The organism is Pedobacter sp. UBA4863 (assembly GCF_002399615.1).
Lineage (GTDB): Bacteria > Bacteroidota > Bacteroidia > Sphingobacteriales > Sphingobacteriaceae > Pedobacter.
The window spans coordinates 4,963-23,434 of sequence record NZ_DHDZ01000043.1 but is presented as its reverse complement, the minus strand read 5'-3'; the positions used below and the strand labels follow the sequence as shown (position 1 = coordinate 23,434).

The 18,472-nt window shown below is 37.7% G+C and carries 20 protein-coding genes; 13 read left to right on the top strand and 7 right to left on the bottom strand.

Translation table 11 applies throughout. From position 1 onward, the window contains the following. Positions 1–287 precede the first annotated feature (287 nt). The 4 genes from B3I52_RS11435 to fabG all read left to right on the top strand — a co-directional run bounded on the left by B3I52_RS11435 (position 288) and on the right by fabG (position 3,634). A complete protein-coding gene (locus B3I52_RS11435; protein ID WP_293301355.1) occupies positions 288–1,160 on the top strand; it encodes a carbon-nitrogen hydrolase in 873 nt (290 codons plus the stop codon). A 69-nt stretch (positions 1,161–1,229) separates the two neighbouring features. Then, the gene (locus B3I52_RS11430; protein WP_293301353.1) at positions 1,230–1,583 is read left to right on the top strand and encodes a four helix bundle protein; all 354 of its coding nucleotides are present in this window, start codon (positions 1,230–1,232) and stop codon (positions 1,581–1,583) included. Positions 1,584–1,698: 115 nt separating this feature from the next. Then, positions 1,699–2,808 (top strand): agmatine deiminase family protein, encoded by a 1,110-nt coding sequence (locus B3I52_RS11425; protein WP_293301351.1) that lies wholly within the window; start codon positions 1,699–1,701, stop codon positions 2,806–2,808. A gap of 82 nt (positions 2,809–2,890) precedes the next feature. Further along, positions 2,891–3,634: a 3-oxoacyl-[acyl-carrier-protein] reductase gene (gene fabG / locus B3I52_RS11420; RefSeq protein ID WP_293301350.1), complete on the top strand. Its 744-nt coding sequence runs from the start codon at positions 2,891–2,893 to the stop codon at positions 3,632–3,634. A gap of 329 nt (positions 3,635–3,963) precedes the next feature. Here the strand turns inward: fabG and B3I52_RS11415 are convergent, their stop codons facing one another. Continuing rightward, positions 3,964–4,725: a L,D-transpeptidase family protein gene (locus B3I52_RS11415; protein ID WP_293301348.1), complete on the bottom strand. Its 762-nt coding sequence runs from the start codon at positions 4,723–4,725 to the stop codon at positions 3,964–3,966. Between the two features lie 152 nt (positions 4,726–4,877). Here B3I52_RS11415 and B3I52_RS11410 point away from each other — a divergent pair, with 152 nt between their 5' ends. Further along, the gene (locus B3I52_RS11410; RefSeq protein ID WP_293301346.1) at positions 4,878–6,962 is read left to right on the top strand and encodes a hypothetical protein; all 2,085 of its coding nucleotides are present in this window, start codon (positions 4,878–4,880) and stop codon (positions 6,960–6,962) included. Further along, the gene (locus B3I52_RS11405) at positions 6,962–7,576 is read left to right on the top strand and encodes a trimeric intracellular cation channel family protein (RefSeq protein WP_293301344.1); all 615 of its coding nucleotides are present in this window, start codon (positions 6,962–6,964) and stop codon (positions 7,574–7,576) included. The genes B3I52_RS11410 and B3I52_RS11405 overlap by 1 nt, the downstream gene beginning before the upstream one ends. A gap of 147 nt (positions 7,577–7,723) precedes the next feature. On the opposite strand, the gene B3I52_RS11400 is transcribed toward B3I52_RS11405, so the two are convergent. From B3I52_RS11400 to B3I52_RS11385, 4 genes are all read right to left on the bottom strand, one after another. Further along, positions 7,724–8,215, bottom strand: coding sequence for a hypothetical protein (locus tag B3I52_RS11400; RefSeq protein ID WP_293301342.1), 492 nt, complete (start codon positions 8,213–8,215; stop codon positions 7,724–7,726). A gap of 39 nt (positions 8,216–8,254) precedes the next feature. Beyond that, complete coding sequence (locus B3I52_RS11395) at positions 8,255–8,554, bottom strand: FtsB family cell division protein (RefSeq protein WP_293301340.1); 300 nt, start codon at positions 8,552–8,554, stop codon at positions 8,255–8,257. 219 nt (positions 8,555–8,773) lie between these two features. Beyond that, positions 8,774–10,069, bottom strand: coding sequence for a phosphopyruvate hydratase (gene eno, locus B3I52_RS11390; RefSeq protein ID WP_293301339.1), 1,296 nt, complete (start codon positions 10,067–10,069; stop codon positions 8,774–8,776). A 163-nt stretch (positions 10,070–10,232) separates the two neighbouring features. Then, positions 10,233–10,613: a single-stranded DNA-binding protein gene (locus B3I52_RS11385; protein ID WP_293301337.1), complete on the bottom strand. Its 381-nt coding sequence runs from the start codon at positions 10,611–10,613 to the stop codon at positions 10,233–10,235. Between the two features lie 206 nt (positions 10,614–10,819). Between B3I52_RS11385 and B3I52_RS11380 the strand changes: the two genes are divergently transcribed. From B3I52_RS11380 to B3I52_RS11370, 3 genes are all read left to right on the top strand, one after another. After that, complete coding sequence (locus B3I52_RS11380; protein ID WP_293301335.1) at positions 10,820–11,164, top strand: hypothetical protein; 345 nt, start codon at positions 10,820–10,822, stop codon at positions 11,162–11,164. A 7-nt stretch (positions 11,165–11,171) separates the two neighbouring features. After that, the gene (locus B3I52_RS11375; protein WP_293301333.1) at positions 11,172–11,909 is read left to right on the top strand and encodes an SDR family NAD(P)-dependent oxidoreductase; all 738 of its coding nucleotides are present in this window, start codon (positions 11,172–11,174) and stop codon (positions 11,907–11,909) included. A 70-nt stretch (positions 11,910–11,979) separates the two neighbouring features. Beyond that, a complete protein-coding gene (locus B3I52_RS11370) occupies positions 11,980–12,432 on the top strand; it encodes a hypothetical protein (protein WP_293301332.1) in 453 nt (150 codons plus the stop codon). Between the two features lie 67 nt (positions 12,433–12,499). Here the strand turns inward: B3I52_RS11370 and B3I52_RS11365 are convergent, their stop codons facing one another. Together B3I52_RS11365 and panB are read right to left on the bottom strand one after the other, a co-directional pair. Then, the gene (locus B3I52_RS11365) at positions 12,500–13,225 is read right to left on the bottom strand and encodes an RluA family pseudouridine synthase (RefSeq protein WP_293301331.1); all 726 of its coding nucleotides are present in this window, start codon (positions 13,223–13,225) and stop codon (positions 12,500–12,502) included. Between the two features lie 34 nt (positions 13,226–13,259). Beyond that, positions 13,260–14,075 carry a 3-methyl-2-oxobutanoate hydroxymethyltransferase gene (panB, locus tag B3I52_RS11360; protein ID WP_293301330.1) on the bottom strand — a complete coding sequence of 272 codons (816 nt, stop codon included), beginning with the start codon at positions 14,073–14,075 and terminating at the stop codon, positions 13,260–13,262. A 276-nt stretch (positions 14,076–14,351) separates the two neighbouring features. Here panB and carA point away from each other — a divergent pair, with 276 nt between their 5' ends. The 4 genes from carA to B3I52_RS11340 all read left to right on the top strand — a co-directional run bounded on the left by carA (position 14,352) and on the right by B3I52_RS11340 (position 18,366). Next, a complete protein-coding gene (gene carA / locus B3I52_RS11355) occupies positions 14,352–15,464 on the top strand; it encodes a glutamine-hydrolyzing carbamoyl-phosphate synthase small subunit (RefSeq protein ID WP_293301329.1) in 1,113 nt (370 codons plus the stop codon). A 234-nt stretch (positions 15,465–15,698) separates the two neighbouring features. Continuing rightward, positions 15,699–16,463 (top strand): ABC transporter ATP-binding protein, encoded by a 765-nt coding sequence (locus B3I52_RS11350; RefSeq protein WP_293301327.1) that lies wholly within the window; start codon positions 15,699–15,701, stop codon positions 16,461–16,463. Positions 16,464–16,498: 35 nt separating this feature from the next. After that, the gene (locus B3I52_RS11345) at positions 16,499–17,593 is read left to right on the top strand and encodes an ABC transporter permease (protein ID WP_293301326.1); all 1,095 of its coding nucleotides are present in this window, start codon (positions 16,499–16,501) and stop codon (positions 17,591–17,593) included. Positions 17,594–17,802: 209 nt separating this feature from the next. Further along, entirely contained in the window at positions 17,803–18,366 is a 564-nt protein-coding gene (locus tag B3I52_RS11340) for an NADPH-dependent FMN reductase (RefSeq protein WP_293301325.1), read from the top strand. Positions 18,367–18,472: the final 106 nt, after the last annotated feature.

Sequence of the window (18,472 nt, the reverse complement as noted above, 5' to 3'; positions counted from 1 at the left end):
AATGATGTTTTTTGTAAGGGGTTTTTGTTTTTAACCCATTGAAATATAGTGTTTTGTTTTGATATGTTGTACTGAGTTTGTTAAAGTTTTTTTATTCTAATATCGCTCCACAGACTTAGGGCAGGGCAAACAAATATTCAAACTGTGTACAAGCTTTGCTTTGCTATAAATTATCGGCCATTTTAACTAACTTTGAGGCTCGAAAATGGTTTAAAGTATAAGGTTTAGGGTGAAAGGTTGGGCAATCAAGTCTCATATCTCATATCTCAATACTCAAATCTAAAAATATGAGCAAAGTAAAAGTAGGAATGGTGCAGATGAGCTGCACAGCAGATAAGCAAGAAAATTTAGACAAAGCAATTTTAAAAGTGCGGGAAGCCGCTGCAAAAGGTGCTCAAATTGTGTGTTTGCAAGAGCTTTTTACATCGCTTTATTTCTGCGATGTAGAAGATTACGATAATTTTGATTTGGCCGAATCTATTCCGGGGCCATCTACCGACGCTTTACAAGTGGTGGCTAAAGAGTTAGGTGTTGTAATTATTGCTTCGTTATTTGAAAAACGTGCCGAAGGCTTGTACCACAATACTACCGCTGTTTTAGATGCCGATGGCAGTTATTTAGGTAAATACCGTAAAATGCATATTCCTGATGACCCGGCTTATTATGAGAAGTTTTACTTTACACCAGGCGATTTAGGCTACAAAGTTTTCCAAACCAAGTTTGCTAAGATCGGGATTTTGATTTGTTGGGATCAATGGTATCCAGAAGCATCGCGTATTACTGCATTAATGGGTGCCGAGATGATGTTTTATCCTACTGCAATTGGTTGGGATACTGAACAAGACGAAGAAACCAACCAAGACCAATACAATGCTTGGCAAACTATCCAACGTTCGCACTCGGTGGCTAATGGCTTACCTGTAATTAGCGTGAACCGTGTGGGTTTTGAGCAAGAAGGCCGTATGAAATTTTGGGGTGGAAGCTTTGCTACCAACGCCCAAGGTAAATTGTTGTATTTGGCATCTCATGATAAAGAAGAAACAGAAGTGGTGGATATTGATTTGAAACAAAGCGATTTTATGCGCAAACACTGGCCGTTTCTAAGAGATAGAAGAATTGATTCTTACCAGCCCATTACGAAGAGATTTATTGATGAATAAGTCGGGAAGTTTTTAGTCCGCAAGTCCGCAAGAGATTTTTGGTATATTTAAATATATTAAAATTTGCTTATGGGATTTAAGTTTGAAAAATTGAAGGTATGGCAAAAGGCTTTGGATTTGGCGGACGAGATTGATCAGCTTACTAAAACCTTTCCCAAGGATGAAAACTATGTTTTAAGCCCACAAATAAAAAGAGCAGCAGATAGTATTTCGTTAAATATTGCCGAAGGTAGCACAGGACAAAGTAATGCTGAATTTATTAGATTTTTGCGTTATGCGTTAAGATCGGATGTAGAAGTAGTAGGATGCTTGCATTTGGCTAAGCGAAGGAACTATTTAACTGAAAAACGGTTTAATGAACTTTACAGTTTATGCGAAGAAGTTTTAGTAATGATTAATGGCTTGATAAAAGCATTAAGATGAAATTCCGTTGCTAAAATTATATTATCAGATTTTCCTGACTTCTTGATAGAAAAAAAGCAATATATCGTCGGACTTTCGGACTTTTCCGGCTTTCCGAGCAAAATAAAAAAAACACATGAACACAATATCATCTGACATCGGTCTTCCGACATCCGACTTTTTAAACTCCCCCAAAAAACAAGGCTATACATTCCCTGCCGAATGGGTAAGGCACGAGGCAACTTGGTTGAGTTGGCCCCACAAAGAAGCTTCGTGGCCAGGTAAAATTGAAACCATTTACCAACCTTATTGCGAGTTTATAAAAATTGTAGCTACTAGCGAGAAAGTGCGTATCAACGTTAAAGACGAGGCAATGAAAGCTTTTGCTATTGCCGAACTCGAAAAAGTGGAAGCAGACTTATCGCAGATAGAATTTTATTTTTTTGAAACCAATGATGCTTGGTGCCGCGACCATGGGCCTGCTTTTGTGGTAAAAGATGGCGACAAAGCTGTAGTTGATTGGGGCTACAATGCTTGGGGCGATAAATATCCGCCATACGATTTGGACGATGTAGTGCCAACTAAAATTGCCAAACATTTTAACTTGCCTTTGTTTAATGCCGACATTGTAATGGAAGGTGGTTCGGTAGAATTTAACGGTGCTGGGACTATTTTAACTAGCGAAGCATGCTTGTTGAATGAGAACAGAAATCCGCATTTAAACCGCGAACAAATAGAAACTTATTTAAAAGAGTTTTATGGTGCCGAGCAAGTTTTGTGGGTTGGCGATGGTATTGTGGGCGATGATACTGACGGACATATTGACGACATTACGCGTTTTGTGAACGAAGATACCGTGTTAACCGTAGTAGAAACAAATAAAGACGATGAGAATTATCATTTATTGCAAGAAAATTTAGAACGTTTGCAACAAATGACTTTGCTAGATGGTAGAAAGTTAAATATTGTGAAACTGCCAATGCCATCGCCCGTAATTTATGACGATACCCGCTTGCCTGCATCTTACGCTAATTTCTATATTGCCAATGCTGCGGTAATTGTGCCAATTTTTGATGACGTAAACGACCAGAAAGCTTTGGAAATTATTCAAGGCTGTTTCCCTGATAGACCAGTAGTTGGTATTAACTCGGTAGATATTATTTGGGGATTGGGCAGTTTCCATTGTTTAAGTCAGCAGGAGCCAGCCCCCTACCCCCCTAAAGGGGAACAAAACTCATTGTGTTAAACAAATCACAATTAATATTAACTTTACGACAATTAAATTTTTATACATTATATAAAAGTCCCCTTTAGGGGATTTAGGGGTTATGAAATTACTAGAAGGAAAAACAGCACTAATTACAGGTGCATCAAAAGGTATAGGTAGAAAAATTGCCGAAGAATTTGCAAAACAAGGTGCTAACGTAGCTTTTACTTATCTATCATCGGTAGAAAAAGGACAAGCTTTAGAGCAAGAATTGCAAGCTTTTGGTACCCAAGTAAAAGGTTACCGTTCTGATGCTTCGAAGTTTGATGAAGCAGAAAAGCTAATTAACGATATTGTAGCTGATTTTGGTGCTTTGGATATTGTGGTAAACAATGCTGGTATCACCAAAGATGGTTTGTTGATGCGTATGAGCGAAGAAAACTGGGATGATGTAATTAATGTGAACTTAAAATCGGTGTTTAATGTAACCAAAGCTGCTTCTAAAGTGATGATGAAAGCCCGTAAAGGTGTTTTTATTAACATGAGTTCTGTAGTTGGTGTGCAAGGCAATGCTGGTCAGGCTAATTATGCAGCTTCAAAAGCAGGTATCATCGGTTTTACCAAATCGGTAGCTAAAGAGTTAGGTTCACGCAACATCCGTGCTAACGTGGTTGCTCCGGGATTTATTAAAACCGAAATGACCGAAGTTTTAGACCCTGCGGTAGTTGCTGGATGGGAAAAAGATATTCCAATGAAACGTGCTGGCGAAACTGAAGATATTGCCAATGTTTGCGTGTTCTTAGCTTCAGATATGAGCGCTTACGTAACTGGGCAAACGTTGTCTGTTTGTGGTGGTATGCTGTAGATTAGGTATAAGGAATTAGGTAAAAGGTGTAAGGTTTAGACTTTGCACCTTTTTGTTTTACCTGCTGCTGTTCGACATTACAAATCCTATGATACAACTTCGGGATTGCAAATCCCGAAGAGCGAAATAATGGTGCGGGATAAGCAATCTAGGCTTTTGCTAGCGATAGCGCTTATACCTCCCCGTTCAGCTAATTTTCGGTCTCTTATTTTTCGGGTAGCAGAAATAAGCCCAAGCATTCTCGTTAAAAGAAAAATAAGCAACCGAGAGTTTTTGTTACTTTTTGCGGTCAAAAAGTAAGAGCCCAGCGGCGGCGAGCTAAAAAAAAGTTACTTTAAAACATACTTACCACCAACCTGCGCAACCTTCGCCATCATCTTGTTCTTCTCAAAATTATCAAAACCAGGTTTTAATGTATTCCAAAACGCTACATACTGTGGATACTGTTTTGAATACTTAGACATATTCGCATTTGTCATCCTGAACGGAAAAATATAAACGGGAATTTCCTTTTGTCCATTATTCCTGGCTTCTACAGCTAAAACATAAACTTCCCTAATTTTATCATCCGTTAATGGAATACAGCCTACGGTTTCGCAATCGCCATGAATGTAAATATCACCACCTGTTTTTCTGTCTTTTCCAGTCCTCGCTTTGTCCACCGCATTTGGGTAATCCACACCTAAAGAAAGATGGTACAAACTCATTGGGTTAAACACGTTAATTTTATAGAAACCTTCAGGGGTTTGTAAATCGCCCTCCATTACTTTTGGGCCTAAAGTGCCCGATTTTGCACAAGTATCATAAGTTTTAAAAAGCGTGAATTTATCTTGCTTTGCTGTTTTTAACCAGATTTCAACTTTTCCTTCGGTTTTGTAGGCATTCATTAACATTTCAAATCCAGCGCCAAAACCAGCTTTTTGTAGGTCTTTTTCTAAAGATGGCCATTTTAAATCATAAGCAGTTCTTACACGTTCAAACTTCAGTTGTTGCTGTTTAAAGCTAATTTGTGCATTGGCAGAAAAGTTAATGAGCATAAATAAGGTAAAAGCGGTTAGATAGTTCATTTCGGTTTGTGGATTTGTATGCAATTTACAATTTTAGTTGTTTGGTTTATTATTCATTTGCTTACCTAAATTTATAAATTGGCGCTAGGTCTTTGTTCCTTGCTCTTTCATCCTTGCTCTTTTCACTTTTTCCTTTCAACTTTTAACTTAAATATAGCATCTTTACAATTACACATATGGCTAATTTTTTATCGTTTGCTACATTTCTGATTTTAATTGCCTGCTTGGCTTTAGGCGCTGCATACGCTTGGGTTTTGTATGCGGCAAATAAAAATCTCGACAGAAAATTAAGAAATGTTTTAGCCGCTGTACGCACCTTGACAGTTGCTACGCTTGCTTTTTTACTATTTGCTCCCTTAGTTCGTCGTATTACACATACGGCAGAAAAGCCGGTTATTGTTATCGCTAATGATAATTCCATTTCGGTAAAAGCCATACAGCCCTCAGGCTTCGATGCCAAAAAATACGAGCAAGATTTAAAACAATTAGCAAAAAAACTCAGTGAGAAATATGAGGTAAAAACCTACAGTTTCGGCGATAGCGTAAAGCAGGGCTTGTCGTTTACTGGAAATGATCAAATTAGTAATGGAACGGTGTTGGTTAGTCAGTTAAATGATGAACTGCTCAATAGAAATGTTGGTGCCATTATCATAGCTAGCGATGGTATTTTCAATAGGGGGGGCAATCCAATTTATGAACTAAATAAAATAAAAGCACCAGTTTACACCATTGCCATGGGCGATACCATCCCCAAGCGAGATGTATTGGTGGCCAATGTAAATTACAACAATATCGTTTACGTTGATAACGAATTCACTTTAGATGTGCAGGTACAAGCTTTTGAAAGCAAAGGCGAAAATGTCAGGTTATCAGTACTCGAAAACGGAAAGCAGGTAACCGAGCAGTCTATTGGCATTGGTAGTGCTAGTTTCGTGAAAGATGTACAAATCAAATTAAAAGCAACCAAAATTGGTGTTCATCGTTATACGGTTAATCTATCTGAAGTTAACAACGAAATCACTACCAAAAACAATAGCCAGACTATTTTTGTAGAAGTAATAGATGGACGACAGAAAATATTATTGGCTGCCGCTGGGCCACATCCAGATTTGGCAACGTTTAAACAAGCTATAGCACTAAATAAACATTACGAAGTAACTAACGCTATTGCAGAAGAATTGGAAAGCGTAGATGTAGCTAAGTACAGTTTGGTGATTTTATATCAACTGCCAGCGGTAAATTATTCGGCCACATCCTTAATTAATAAATTAAAACAACAAAAAGTAGCTACTTGGTTTGTATTGGGTGCGCAGACAAATTTGCAAGGCTTTAACCAAGCGCAAACGCAATTGAATTTTACCCGACCAAATGGTAGTTTACAAGAAGTATTTCCATATTATGAGCATAACTTTACAGCTTACAACCTAAATACGGATGCTTTAAAACAGCTCGAGACTTACGATCCTTTGCAAACTCCTTTCGCCAATATGATGATTAAGGGCAGTTGTACCGCGGTGCTCAATCAACGAATTGGAAAGGTAAATACCCAAAACCCGTTGTTGTTTTTTATAGAAGATAATGGGAGAAAAGGTGGTTTTTTAATAGGAGAGGGAATTTGGAAATGGAAATTGGAGGAGGCAAAAGACGAAAATAGCTATCCGTTAGTAGCAGAGCTAATTTCGAAAACCGTACAATATTTATCTGTTAAGGATGATAAGCGCAAGTTTAAAGTTTATACCAGTAAAAGCACTTTCGAAGAGAATGAAAATGTGGTGCTCAACGCGACCTTATACAACGATGCTCTTGAGCCAGTAAATAGTTCGGAGGTAAAAGTAGAGCTCAAAAACTCCGAAGGTAAAGCATACAATTATACTTTTTCTAAGGTTGGTAATGCTTATCAATTGGATGCTGGAGCTTTTCCGCAAGGAAATTATACTTACATTGCTTCAACCAGCTTGGGCGATAAGAAATATACTGCCAATGGCGCTTTTTATGTAAATGCGGTAATTGCCGAGTACCAACAAACCACTGCAAATCATCAGTTGTTAAATACCATGTCGCAACAAACGCAAGGTAAAATGTATATGCCGGCATCTTTGTTGAGTATAGCCGATGACTTAGAAAAAAGTGGGCAGATAAAAACCATTACTTACGAGGATAGAAGATATGAGGAGATGATTAACCTCAAATGGATTTTTGCTGTTATCTTAGCTTTGTTAAGTATAGAATGGTTCTTTAGAAAACGTAACGGCGAAGCATAATGAATTTTAACACCACCGAAATTATTGAAGTGTTGGGGACTATTTCCTTTGCCATTTCGGGCACTTTTGCTGCCGTACAAAAGCGCTTAGATCCTTTTGGCATATTAATTATTGCTTTTGTAACTTCTATTGGTGGCGGTACCGTTCGCGATTTGTTGTTGGGCGATACGCCTGTTGCTTGGATGCGAGATGTAAACTACTGCTTGTTGATTTTGGTTACTTCCATTGTTACACTTTTTTTTAAGCATCAAATTAAAAAGTTTAAAGTTACCTTGTTCCTTTTCGATTCGCTGGGACTTGGCCTATTTACCTTGGTAGGTGTGCAAAAAGGTATCGTTTTTGGTTTAGAGCCGGGAATATGTGTGGCATTAGGTACTATTACAGGCTGTTTTGGTGGTGTCATTAGAGATACATTGCTAAATACAATTCCGCTAATATTTAGAAAAGAAATTTACGCTACAGCTTGTATTGCAGGAGGTGCGCTATATTTTGGTTTACTAGCTTTAAATTTGAAAGCAGACATTGCACAAATTATTGTCATTACGTTTATAGTTACCTTAAGAATTGTTGTGGTACGCTACAAGTTGGCACTGCCTAGGTTTGGGTATGAATAGGCAACTCGTTATACTGAATTTGTTTTACTTTGTAGCTTTTCGCTACAGGTAAGCATCGGTGTGAAATTCATGGTAATTAGAACAGACCCTGAAATAAATTTGCTTTGCAGGTACTACGTGTGGTCAGGGTGACGGGCAGAATGTAGATTAATGATAAAGAAACTCCTTTAACTGTTCATTTTTCGAAGCATCGTAAAGTTGCCAAAGTTCTTTTGTCCAAGTTTTTTTGTCGCTTTGCTGATATAAGTAGGGTAAAATTAAACTCATTGCCCCTAAAGCCTGTGTTTGTTTTTCTTTTGCTGTGGGATGCTCCAAAGAAAATTTAGTTAATGCAGCCATGTACATCAATAATAAATCAGGATCTGTATTAAAGAAACTTGTTTCTTTTTCTTCTAGATAAAACACATGATCTGGTGTTCCGTTCATCCAGTCTAATAAAAACCGGCCTGCATTATTTCTGGCCTTGTTTTTTTTGTCTATGGGTGTTTTAAAAAGATAATCAACCACTTTTACAATGGTGGGTTCGGCATTTTTATAGCTGGCTTTTTTGTTAAGTTTTACATTTTTAAGATTGGGGAGTTCCTGCCCATATAAATTCAATGAAAAAAGACAGAGAAAAGCAAAAAATATTTTCCTCATAGGGCAAGTTTTATTATCAGCTAAAATAATAAAAAGAAGTTATTTTTTGGTTTCTTCTTTCACAATTACAAAGACATCTTCATTGGCCTTTTTCATGAAATATTTTTCACGGGCAAATTTTTCGGCACTGTTTAAATTGCTGTCCAATTCTTTCAGGTCTTTTTTTACCAAAGCAGTTTCTTTAGTGTAAAAATCTTTTTCTTGTTGAAGTTTTTTTACCTGTGCGCTGTATTCATATTGGGCAATGATGTCGTTTTTGTCAAAAAAAAGCATCCAAACACCAAAAGCAGCAATGGCCAGAAAATATTTATTGCGGAAAAGGTCTAATAATCGCTTCATTGAAATCAAAAGTAAAGATTAAAACATCAAATACGTAAGCAACTTAACATTTAATGTTAATGCTATAAAATAAAAAACATCCGAAGTTTTTAAATCTTCGGATGTTCTGCAAATGTATTTATTAACACCCCAAGCCCTAAAAGGGGCTTGTATAATGTCTAACTATTGTTTTAACACATTGGTAGTGTTGGTAAAATTCCCTTTAGGGAACTTAGTAGTTTATTTTTTAGCAAACTTAAAATTCTTGCCAATAAACTTCGCTGCATCACCTAATTCTTCCTCGATACGTAGCAATTGGTTGTATTTTGCAATCCTATCAGAACGAGAAGCAGAGCCAGTTTTAATTTGGCCACAGTTTAAGGCTACTGCTAAATCTGCAATGGTGGTATCTTCAGTTTCGCCAGAACGGTGGCTCATTACCGAAGTATAACCGTTAGTTTGTGCCAAGCTTACCGCATTGATTGTTTCAGTTAAAGAACCAATTTGGTTTACTTTTACCAAAATTGAGTTTGCCGTATTGGTATCAATACCTTGTTGTAAACGTTTAACGTTGGTTACAAATAAATCATCACCTACTAATTGAACGCGATCGCCAACTTTATCGGTTAAGCTTTTCCAGCCAGTCCAGTCGTTCTCGTCCATACCATCTTCAATAGAGATGATTGGATATTTTACTGTTAGGTCTGCCAAGTATTGTGCTTGCTCTTCGCTAGTACGGATTACGCCCGTAGCGCCTTCAAATTTAGTATAGTCGTATTTGCCGTCTTTATAAAACTCTGAAGAAGCACAGTCTAATGCCAAGCAAATTTCCGATCCTGGTTTGTAGCCAGCTTTTTCGATCGCTTTCAATACTGTTTCAATAGCATCTTCGATACCTTCAAAAGTTGGGGCAAAACCACCTTCGTCGCCTACGGCAGTAGATAGGCCTCTGTCATGTAAAATAGCTTTTAAGTTATGGAAAACTTCTGTTCCCCAACGTAGAGCCTCAGAGAAAGAAGGCGCACCAACAGGCATAATCATAAACTCTTGGAATGCGATAGGCGCATCAGAGTGAGAACCGCCGTTAATGATGTTCATCATTGGAATTGGTAAAGTGTTGGCATTTACACCACCAATGTAACGGTATAGCGGCTGGCGGCTTTCTTTTGCAGCAGCTTTAGCAACGGCCAAAGAAACACCTAATATCGCATTCGCACCTAAGTTACCTTTGTTTTCGGTACCATCTAGGTCTAGCATTAATTGGTCAATTAAATTTTGTTCAAAAACATCAACACCTTGCAAGGCCTTGGCAATTTTAGTATTTACGTTTTCTACAGCTTTTAAAACACCCTTACCTAAATAGGTTTTCTTATCGCCGTCACGTAACTCAACAGCTTCGTACTGCCCAGTGCTTGCTCCAGATGGAACGGCTGCACGGCCCATAAAACCATTTTCTGTCATTACCTCTACTTCAATAGTAGGATTGCCCCTCGAGTCGAGGATTTGTCTTGCATGGACATCAATTATTAGACTCATTTTTTATTTGTTTTGAATTAAAAATACCCTTAGTGTAAAAAATACAATTAGTAAGGGGTTTTTCAAAGTTATAATACTTTTTTAAACTTAAGGAATGAATCTTTTTATTTTTTATATCGCTCGGTTAGTTGATGTTGGCTAAACATTTATATTGCTGCCATGTTTAGGCTACATTGGTTTCTGTAGATGCAATTTTTAATTCGGTTACATGTATATTGGTGGTATATCTGGTAGAGCCATCTTTAGCTTCGTAGCTTCCGGTTTGTAGTTTGCCAATTATTGTAATTTTGCTTCCTTTTTTAATTTCTTTGGCTGCTATATCGGCAAACGAATTCCAAAGGGCCAAGTTAAACCAGTTTGTTTTTTTAATGGTTTCGCCCGAAGCATTTTTATGAAACTCATTAACAGCTAAATTAATTCTAGCCAATTTCTGATTTCCAAAATTCTTGATGATTGCATCGGCACCTACAAAACCTGTTAACATTACGCTGTTTACTACATTTAATTGGTGGTTTGTTTCGAAGTGGTTGTTTAAATTTTCCATGATTTTAAATTTTAATTGCTTGATGATTAAAGAACAGTAGTCACCACGACTACCGACACCACAAAGTTGCAACAGCCCGAAAAAAATAGCCGTATAATAAACATCTATATCCGTGTATAAACGTATATATACGGCTAAACTGCTTTAACGATGCTGAAAACCACAATTATTTTCTGTAGCTTTAATTAATCACATCATTCTAGAATATGGATAAACTTTGCTTAGACTGCCAAGCTGAATTAAAAGGCCGTACGGATAAGAAGTTCTGCGACGACCAATGTAGAAGTAACTACAACAATAAATTAAAAGTGCAAGACCAAGGTTTGGTGAAAAAAATAAACCAAGTTTTGGCGCATAACAGGAAGGTGCTCAAAGACGAAAATCCTACTGGGAAAGCAAAAGTAAAAAAAGAGCAGCTTGTAAAAAGAGGATTTGATTTTGATTATCATACGCACTTTTATACTACGCAAAACGGACATCAATATGTTTTTTGTTATGAGTATGGGTATCTTTTTTTAGCTAATGATGAAGTGTTAATTGTTAAGAAATAACAGCATAATGGAAGAAGTATTAATTATAACCGGTGGGAGTAAGGGAATTGGTGAAGGAATTGTGAAAGCTTATGTGGCAAAAGGAGTTAAGGTGTTTTCGGTGGCAAGAACCTCTAATGCCTTGCTTACTTTAAAAGGCGTTAGCCAAATAGCTTTTGATTTGGCTAAAACCTATGAAATTGAAACTATGTTTGCGCATATTTTTAACCTTTTAAAGGCTACTAATATTTCTAAAATTACACTAATTAACAATGCTGGTACATTGGGCAAAATTGGCCCTTTGCAAAAGTTAGACGTTGCTACAATAGAAAGCACCATTAAATTAAATACGGTAGTTCCATTTATTTGCAGTGCTGCATTTATTAAGCTTACCGATGGCTGGACCGCTAAAAAGACAATTATCAATATTAGTTCTGGCGCAGCATTGAAACCTTATTTTGGCTGGTCTATGTATTGTAGTAGTAAAGCTGCGGTAAACATGCTCACACAAACTTTGGCAACAGAACAAGCCCATTTCGCAAATGGCGTTAAAGTTTTAGCTATTGCACCGGGAGTGGTAGATACCGATATGCAAACGCAAATAAGGAGCAGCAACAAAGTTGATTTTAAGGATATAGAAAGGTTTATATCTTTAAAAAACGACGGTGATTTATTTGATGCTGCTTACGTAGGTGAACAAATTTGTAAAATGGATTACGATTATTCGATAGAAAGTGGTTCGGTTCTTCGGGTAGAAAGTGATTAGTGCCTAATTTGGTCGAAACAAAATTTAAACTTCGCTGTTCTTTTAAGAGGTTAATTTCTAAAAGATTAAGATGAAGGTTTTAAGCATATTGGTAATGTTGGTGTTGTTGGCCGCCTGCCAGCAAAGCGTAAAAGTAACCGAAGAAAAAGACAGTACAACAGCGGAAATCCCGGTGGCAGAGCAAACTTGCTACACCTACATTAAAGGGAAAGATACGGCAGCGTTAACGCTCATTACTACTGGCATAGTATCTACCGGAGAACTCCGTTATAAATGGTTCGAAAAAGATAAAAGCAGTGGAAACATAGAGGGAGAGATGCATGGAGATACCCTTGTGGCCAATTATAGTTTCAACTCGGAAGGCCGCCGTTCTCTACGGCAAGTGGTATTTCTTAAAAAAGTCAATCAGTTTTTAGAAGGTTTTGGCGAAGTGGAAGAAAAGGATGGGACAGTTAAATTTAAAGATTTAAGGAAAATTGACTTTAGTAATCCCATAGTTTTTGAAAAGGTGGCTTGCAAATAACATGGCCACAGATGCACAGATTTAAGGGTTAAGCGATTAGTTAGGAATGTTTTTTTTAAGAAAGCCATTAAAATTTCTCAAATTTTTCCCAGAAGCCATCTTTAGGTAATTTGGCAAAAATCTTTATCGGTTCTTTCTTAACTGGATGGATAAATTCTAATTGACGGGCATGTAAACAAATGCTGCCTTTTCTGCTACCGCGGGGATAACCGTATTTATTGTCGCCAACAATGGGGCAGCCCATGGTAGATAACTGCACCCTAATTTGATGCGAGCGACCAGTTAGCGGATTTACCCTTAATAAATAATAACCATCCAGTTCGGCTAACACCTGGTAATCTAACTCACAGTATTGCGTACCTTTAGCTTCATAATCAAAAGCTTTTACTACGTTTTTTTTAGGATCTTTAATTAACCAATTAATAAGTTTGCCTTGTGCTTTAGCAGGCTTTTTGCGCACAACGGCAAAATAAGTTTTCTTAATTTCACGATTTTTGAAAATAGCATTCATCCTATCTAAAGCCTTACTGGTTTTAGCAAAAAGAATTAAGCCGCTTACGGGTCTATCTAAACGATGCGCCACCCCTAAAAAAGCAGTGCCGGGCTTGTTGTATTTTATAGCTAAAAACTGCTTTACCATTTCGTCTAAGGGTAGGTCTCCAGTTTCGTCAATTTGTACTACATCGCCAGCTCTTTTGTTAATGGCAATTAAGTGGTTGTCTTCGTAAAGTACGTCTGCTTCGGTTATACTCCCAGCCCTTAAAGGAGAATTGTCTGTAATAGTCAAAATCATTCATTTTACCAAAGCCCCTTTAGGGGTTTGGGGTTTAGTATTGTTCTTTTTCGTTAGGGAAATCGTTTGCCTTTACATCATTGATGTAAGATTGCGCTGCACTTTTGATACCTTCGTACAGGTTTAAATACTGGCGTAAAAAACGAGGTTTGAAACCTTTGGTTAGGCCAATCATGTCGTTTACTACCAATACCTGTCCGTCGCAATGTGGGCCGGCACCAATACCAATAGTTGGAATATGAAGGGTTTTGGTTACTTCTTGGGCAAGCTTGGCCGGAATTTTCTCTAGAACAATGCTAAAGCAGCCCGCTTCTTGGAGAGCCAATACATCCGATTTTAATTTGTTTGCTTCTTCTTCGTCTTTTGCCCTAACGGTATAGGTGCCAAATTTATAAATAGATTGAGGTGTTAAGCCTAAGTGTCCCATTACGGGTATGCCGGCCGTAATAATACGTTGGATAGATTCTACCACTTCAACCCCACCTTCGAGCTTTACACCATGTGCGCCACTCTCTTTCATGATACGAATGGCCGAGTTTAAAGCTTCTTTAGAGTTGCCTTGGTAAGAACCAAAGGGTAAATCTACCACTACAAAAGCCCTATTTGCACCACGCACCACAGACTGGGCATGATAAATCATCTGGTCTAGCGTGATAGGTAAGGTAGTTTCGTGGCCAGCCATTACATTAGACGCTGAATCGCCTACCAAAATAACATCTAGGCCAGCATCATCTAAAATGGTGGCCATCGAATAGTCGTAAGCGGTAAGCATGGCAATTTTCTCGTTGCGCTGCTTCATTTCCTGTAAAATATGCGTGGTTACACGTTTTATTTCTTTGTTTACCGACATGCTTTTTGTTTTGATAGGTACAAAATTAACTTTTATTATTTGGAATAAAGAACAAGGAGTAAGGATTAAAGGCCAATCTGCCAAAAAAGCAACCAATTAACAGCCTAATATTTTTTTTAAAAAATCTTGAAAAAAACGGTTCTAAACACCTACCTTTGTATTCTGAAATGAGAGAGTTCAATCAGGCAGTGTTATCATCCTTTAAAAGCGGTTTATTCGTTAAAAACTCTTTTCCTTTATTATCATTTTTTATCCCCAATTTTTATTGTAATTTAAATGACTAACTACACTAAGTTACCAGCTATTTTGTTATTGGCCGATGGTACCGTTTTTTATGGCAAAGCTGCTGGAAAAATAGGAACTACTACCGGCGAAATCTGTTTCAATACAGGTATGACCGGCTATCAGGAGGTTTTTACGGATCCTTCTTATTTCGGGCAAATTATGGTAACAACCAATGCCCATATTGGTAACTATGGTATGCACCGCGATGAGGTAGAATCTGAAAGCGTTAAAATTGCTGGGTTGGTTTGCAAAAATTACAACATCAATTATTCTAGAAAAGAAGCTACAGAATCTATCCAAGATAACTTTCAAAATGAAAATATTGTAGGTATTTGCGATATTGATACCCGTGCTTTGGTTCGCCATATCCGTAATAAAGGAGCGATGAATGCCATTATCTCATCAGAAATTGCTGATCTGCAGGTGTTGAAAAAGAAATTGGAAGAAGTGCCGCCAATGGATGGTTTAGAACTTTCTTCGGTAGTTTCTACTAAAGAACCTTATTATTATGGTAACCCAGAAGCGCCAATCAAAGTAGCTGCTTTAGATTTGGGTATCAAAAAGAACATTCTCCGTAATTTTGATGACAGAGAGGTTTATGTAAAGGTTTTTCCTGCTAAAACTACTTTCGAAGAAATGAATGCTTGGGGAGCAGATGGTTACTTTATTTCTAATGGCCCAGGCGATCCTAAAGCCATGCCTTATGCTATTGAAACAGTAAAAGCTGTTTTAGCTTCTGATAAACCTATGTTTGGCATTTGTTTAGGACATCAGCTGTTGGCAGAGGCAAACGGTATTGGTACCATGAAAATGTTTAACGGCCACCGTGGATTAAACCACCCGGTTAAGAATATCATTAAAAACCACTGTGAAGTAACCTCTCAAAACCACGGATTTGGCGTAATTCCAGAAGAAGTAAAAGCTTCGGATAAAGTAGAAATTACCCATGTTAACTTAAACGATGATTCGATTGAAGGTATTCGTGTAAAGGGAAAGAAAGCATTTTCGGTGCAATATCACCCAGAAAGTTCTCCAGGTCCACACGATTCGCGTTACCTATTCGATGATTTTGTAAGTATGATCAAAGGCGACTTAGTTTGGTAATATAAGGTTAGAAGTAGAGGGTATAAGGCTACCTTCTCTAAATAATACTTAAGGATGTTTGTTAATGCCGACATCCTTTTTAGTTTAAAAGAATTTTATAAGTTTAAACCGACCAAAAAACTAACCATCTAAACAACCAACTACCAAGCTCATTCATCATTTCATCCTCATAATCATTCCAATTAACAAAAAATCATTTCGCATTCTTATAAAGCTTCTTACTTTTATATTCAAATGAACGATAAGAAAGCAATTATCAGTGTAAATAACCTGGTAAAAAATTACGACGAATTTAAGGCCGTTAAAGGACTTTCGTTCGAAGTTTATGAAAATGAAATATTTGGTTTGCTTGGCCCCAATGGTGCTGGAAAAACCACTACTTTAGAAATTATCGAAACTTTACGCAGTAAAACCAGTGGCGAAGTTTGGGTAGATGGTTTAAATGTGGAGACCGATGCCAATGCCATTAAGCAGATTATTGGGGTGCAGTTACAGGCTGCGGGTTATTATCCGAACTTAAACTTGACCGAACTTTTAGAGCTTTTTGCAGGGTTATACGGCACAAACGTAACCCCTATGGAAATGTTAGCGAAAGTAAACCTGCAAGATAAAGCCAAAGCCAAATACAAAGAACTTTCTGGCGGACAAAAACAACGTTTCTCCATAGCTACCACTTTAATAAACTCGCCGAAAATTGTTTTTTTGGATGAGCCCACCACTGGCTTAGATCCGCAAGCACGCCGTAACCTTTGGGACTTGATTAGCGAAATTAGGGATAACGGTACAACAGTGGTCATCACCACGCACTACATGGACGAGGCCGAGCAATTATGTGATAGGGTTGCCTTTGTAGAAGCAGGAAAAATCATCGCTTTAGATACGCCCGACCAATTGATCGATAATTTGATTGCCAGTGGTTTCGAACGTAAAAAAGAGGTAAAGGCCGCCAACTTGGAAGATGTGTTTATCAGTCTTACAGGTAAAGAGTGGAGAGAATAAATTTAAGTTAAAAGTTAAAATTCAAAAGCACTTATATGTCGCAACCTTACAATCATACAAAAGCTACACTAGCTTTAGCAAAAGCAAGTTTTAGGTCAATAACCAGAAGCCCATCTGCAGTAATTTTTACCTTAGCGTTTCCGCTGATATTTATTGTGGTTTTCGGATTTATAGGTGGTGGAGGCACTAAAATAGATGTAGTGGTTGCCCCACAGTCTGACATGCAGAACCCTGTTATTGCTAGTTTAGAGAAAATAAGCGTGGTGCGCTTGGTTAAAGACCAAACAGAAAAAGAGATCAACAGCAATCTCGAAAAAGGAAATTACGACGCCTTAATTAGCGTAGAAAAAAATACTGGGAATGGCACACCAGCCTATATTACCAACGTAAAATACACATCGGCCTCGCCAGATAAGGGCAATATTTTAAAATCGGTATTAAACGAATTAAGTTACGAGCTAAATACGTTAAATCAAAAACCAACCGTTACCGAAATTAGAGCTACAACGGTAACTGGCAGGCTTTATCGCACTATAGATTTTATATTGCCCGGACAATTAGGTTTTTCGCTGTTAAGTACGGGCGTTTTTGGTACTGCTTTTATATTCTTTGCACTAAGGCAAAACCTGGTTATTAAACGGTTCTTCGCTACGCCAGTTAGACGATCTAGTATTGTATTGGGCGAAGCTATTGCCCGCATTGGCTTTGCGTTGTTAGGTGCGCTGTTCATTATTATTATTGGTCACTTTGCCTTTAATTTTACACTCATTAACGGAGTTGTTACGGTGTTTAATATGATAGTACTGGCTACTATAGGTGTGATTGTTTTTATGGGTTTTGGCTTTGTGGTTTCTGGTCTGGCAAAGAGCGAAAGTACCATTCCGCCAATATCAAATATCATTACCTTGCCCCAGTTTTTACTCTCGGGAACCTTCTTTTCTATCAGTGCGTTTCCAGCTTGGCTACAGCCCATTAGCAAAGCCCTCCCATTAACCTATTTAAACGATGCCATGCGTAAGGTAGCTTTCGAAGGGGCCGGCCTTTGGGATGTAAAGCAACAAATTTTAATTATGGTAGTTTGGGGTATTGGTATTTATGCCGTTGCGGTAAAAACATTTAAGTGGGAGTAAAAGCAGGGCAACTTATTTGCTTGTGCCAAGCTTATTTTAATAATTTTCGGGTACTAGCTATTAATGATAATAGTTGTTAGATAAATTGAGATAGGAGCCTGCGGGTTGGTGGTTTTTTGTGCTAAAGATGTTTTAAATTACCAAGCAAAAAATGCTTATCTTGTTCTACTATTCAGTAGTTGGTAGTGTGTTTACTTAACAAATAAATCATGCAAAAAATAGCCGTTATATCTGCCAGTGTAAGAAAAGGCCGCAGCAGCCATAGTGTAGCACTGTACTTCAAAAATTATTTATTACAAAATCAATTAGCAGAGGTTGAATTAATTGATTTAACAGTTTTAAATTTCCCTCTTTTTGAAGAACGTCTGCGCTTTATCGAAAATCCAACGGCAGAAATGCTGCAATTGGCCAAAACTATTACAGCAGTAGATGGGGTAATTATTGTTACGCCAGAATATAATGGTGGTTACCCAGCTAGCCTAAAAAATGTGATAGATTTGTTATATGCAGAATGGAAACGCAAACCAATAGCCATAGCTTCTGTTTCTTCTGGTCCATTTGGCGCTTCGCAGGTGCTTACCTCTTTACAGTTTAGTTTATGGAAAATAGGAGCACTTACTGTTCCTGTTACTTTTCAGGTGCCAAATGTAGGCACTGCTTTTTTAGAAAATGGAGAGCCTGCCGATAAAGAAACAACCAACAAAAGGACTGTTGCCTTTATTAACGAACTCTTTTATTGGATGAACGCTAAAGAATTAGCAGATAAATCATAAATATTTGTTGTATTTATTTGCAAGACATAATTAAATATTTATCTTTGCAACCTCGTTGGTAGCCCGCTGGGTTTAAGACGAAGAAAGGTGATACCACCATCGGGGT

Bases quoted from the DNA above. Each gene is read 5' to 3' on its own strand.
- B3I52_RS11380 (WP_293301335.1), top strand. From the start codon at position 10,820: ATGGATAAACTTTGCTTAGACTGCCAAGCTGAATTAAAAGGCCGTACG.
- B3I52_RS11395 (WP_293301340.1), bottom strand. From the start codon at position 8,554: ATGAAGCGATTATTAGACCTTTTCCGCAATAAATATTTTCTGGCCATT.
- B3I52_RS11370 (WP_293301332.1), top strand. From the start codon at position 11,980: ATGAAGGTTTTAAGCATATTGGTAATGTTGGTGTTGTTGGCCGCCTGC.
- B3I52_RS11435 (WP_293301355.1), top strand. From the start codon at position 288: ATGAGCAAAGTAAAAGTAGGAATGGTGCAGATGAGCTGCACAGCAGAT.
- B3I52_RS11410 (WP_293301346.1), top strand. From the start codon at position 4,878: ATGGCTAATTTTTTATCGTTTGCTACATTTCTGATTTTAATTGCCTGC.
- B3I52_RS11345 (WP_293301326.1), top strand. From the start codon at position 16,499: ATGTCGCAACCTTACAATCATACAAAAGCTACACTAGCTTTAGCAAAA.
- B3I52_RS11425 (WP_293301351.1), top strand. From the start codon at position 1,699: ATGAACACAATATCATCTGACATCGGTCTTCCGACATCCGACTTTTTA.
- B3I52_RS11350 (WP_293301327.1), top strand. From the start codon at position 15,699: ATGAACGATAAGAAAGCAATTATCAGTGTAAATAACCTGGTAAAAAAT.
- B3I52_RS11400 (WP_293301342.1), bottom strand. From the start codon at position 8,215: ATGAGGAAAATATTTTTTGCTTTTCTCTGTCTTTTTTCATTGAATTTA.
- eno (WP_293301339.1), bottom strand. From the start codon at position 10,069: ATGAGTCTAATAATTGATGTCCATGCAAGACAAATCCTCGACTCGAGG.
- fabG (WP_293301350.1), top strand. From the start codon at position 2,891: ATGAAATTACTAGAAGGAAAAACAGCACTAATTACAGGTGCATCAAAA.
- panB (WP_293301330.1), bottom strand. From the start codon at position 14,075: ATGTCGGTAAACAAAGAAATAAAACGTGTAACCACGCATATTTTACAG.
- B3I52_RS11405 (WP_293301344.1), top strand. From the start codon at position 6,962: ATGAATTTTAACACCACCGAAATTATTGAAGTGTTGGGGACTATTTCC.
- B3I52_RS11365 (WP_293301331.1), bottom strand. From the start codon at position 13,225: ATGATTTTGACTATTACAGACAATTCTCCTTTAAGGGCTGGGAGTATA.
- B3I52_RS11430 (WP_293301353.1), top strand. From the start codon at position 1,230: ATGGGATTTAAGTTTGAAAAATTGAAGGTATGGCAAAAGGCTTTGGAT.
- carA (WP_293301329.1), top strand. From the start codon at position 14,352: ATGACTAACTACACTAAGTTACCAGCTATTTTGTTATTGGCCGATGGT.
- B3I52_RS11375 (WP_293301333.1), top strand. From the start codon at position 11,172: ATGGAAGAAGTATTAATTATAACCGGTGGGAGTAAGGGAATTGGTGAA.
- B3I52_RS11340 (WP_293301325.1), top strand. From the start codon at position 17,803: ATGCAAAAAATAGCCGTTATATCTGCCAGTGTAAGAAAAGGCCGCAGC.
- B3I52_RS11385 (WP_293301337.1), bottom strand. From the start codon at position 10,613: ATGGAAAATTTAAACAACCACTTCGAAACAAACCACCAATTAAATGTA.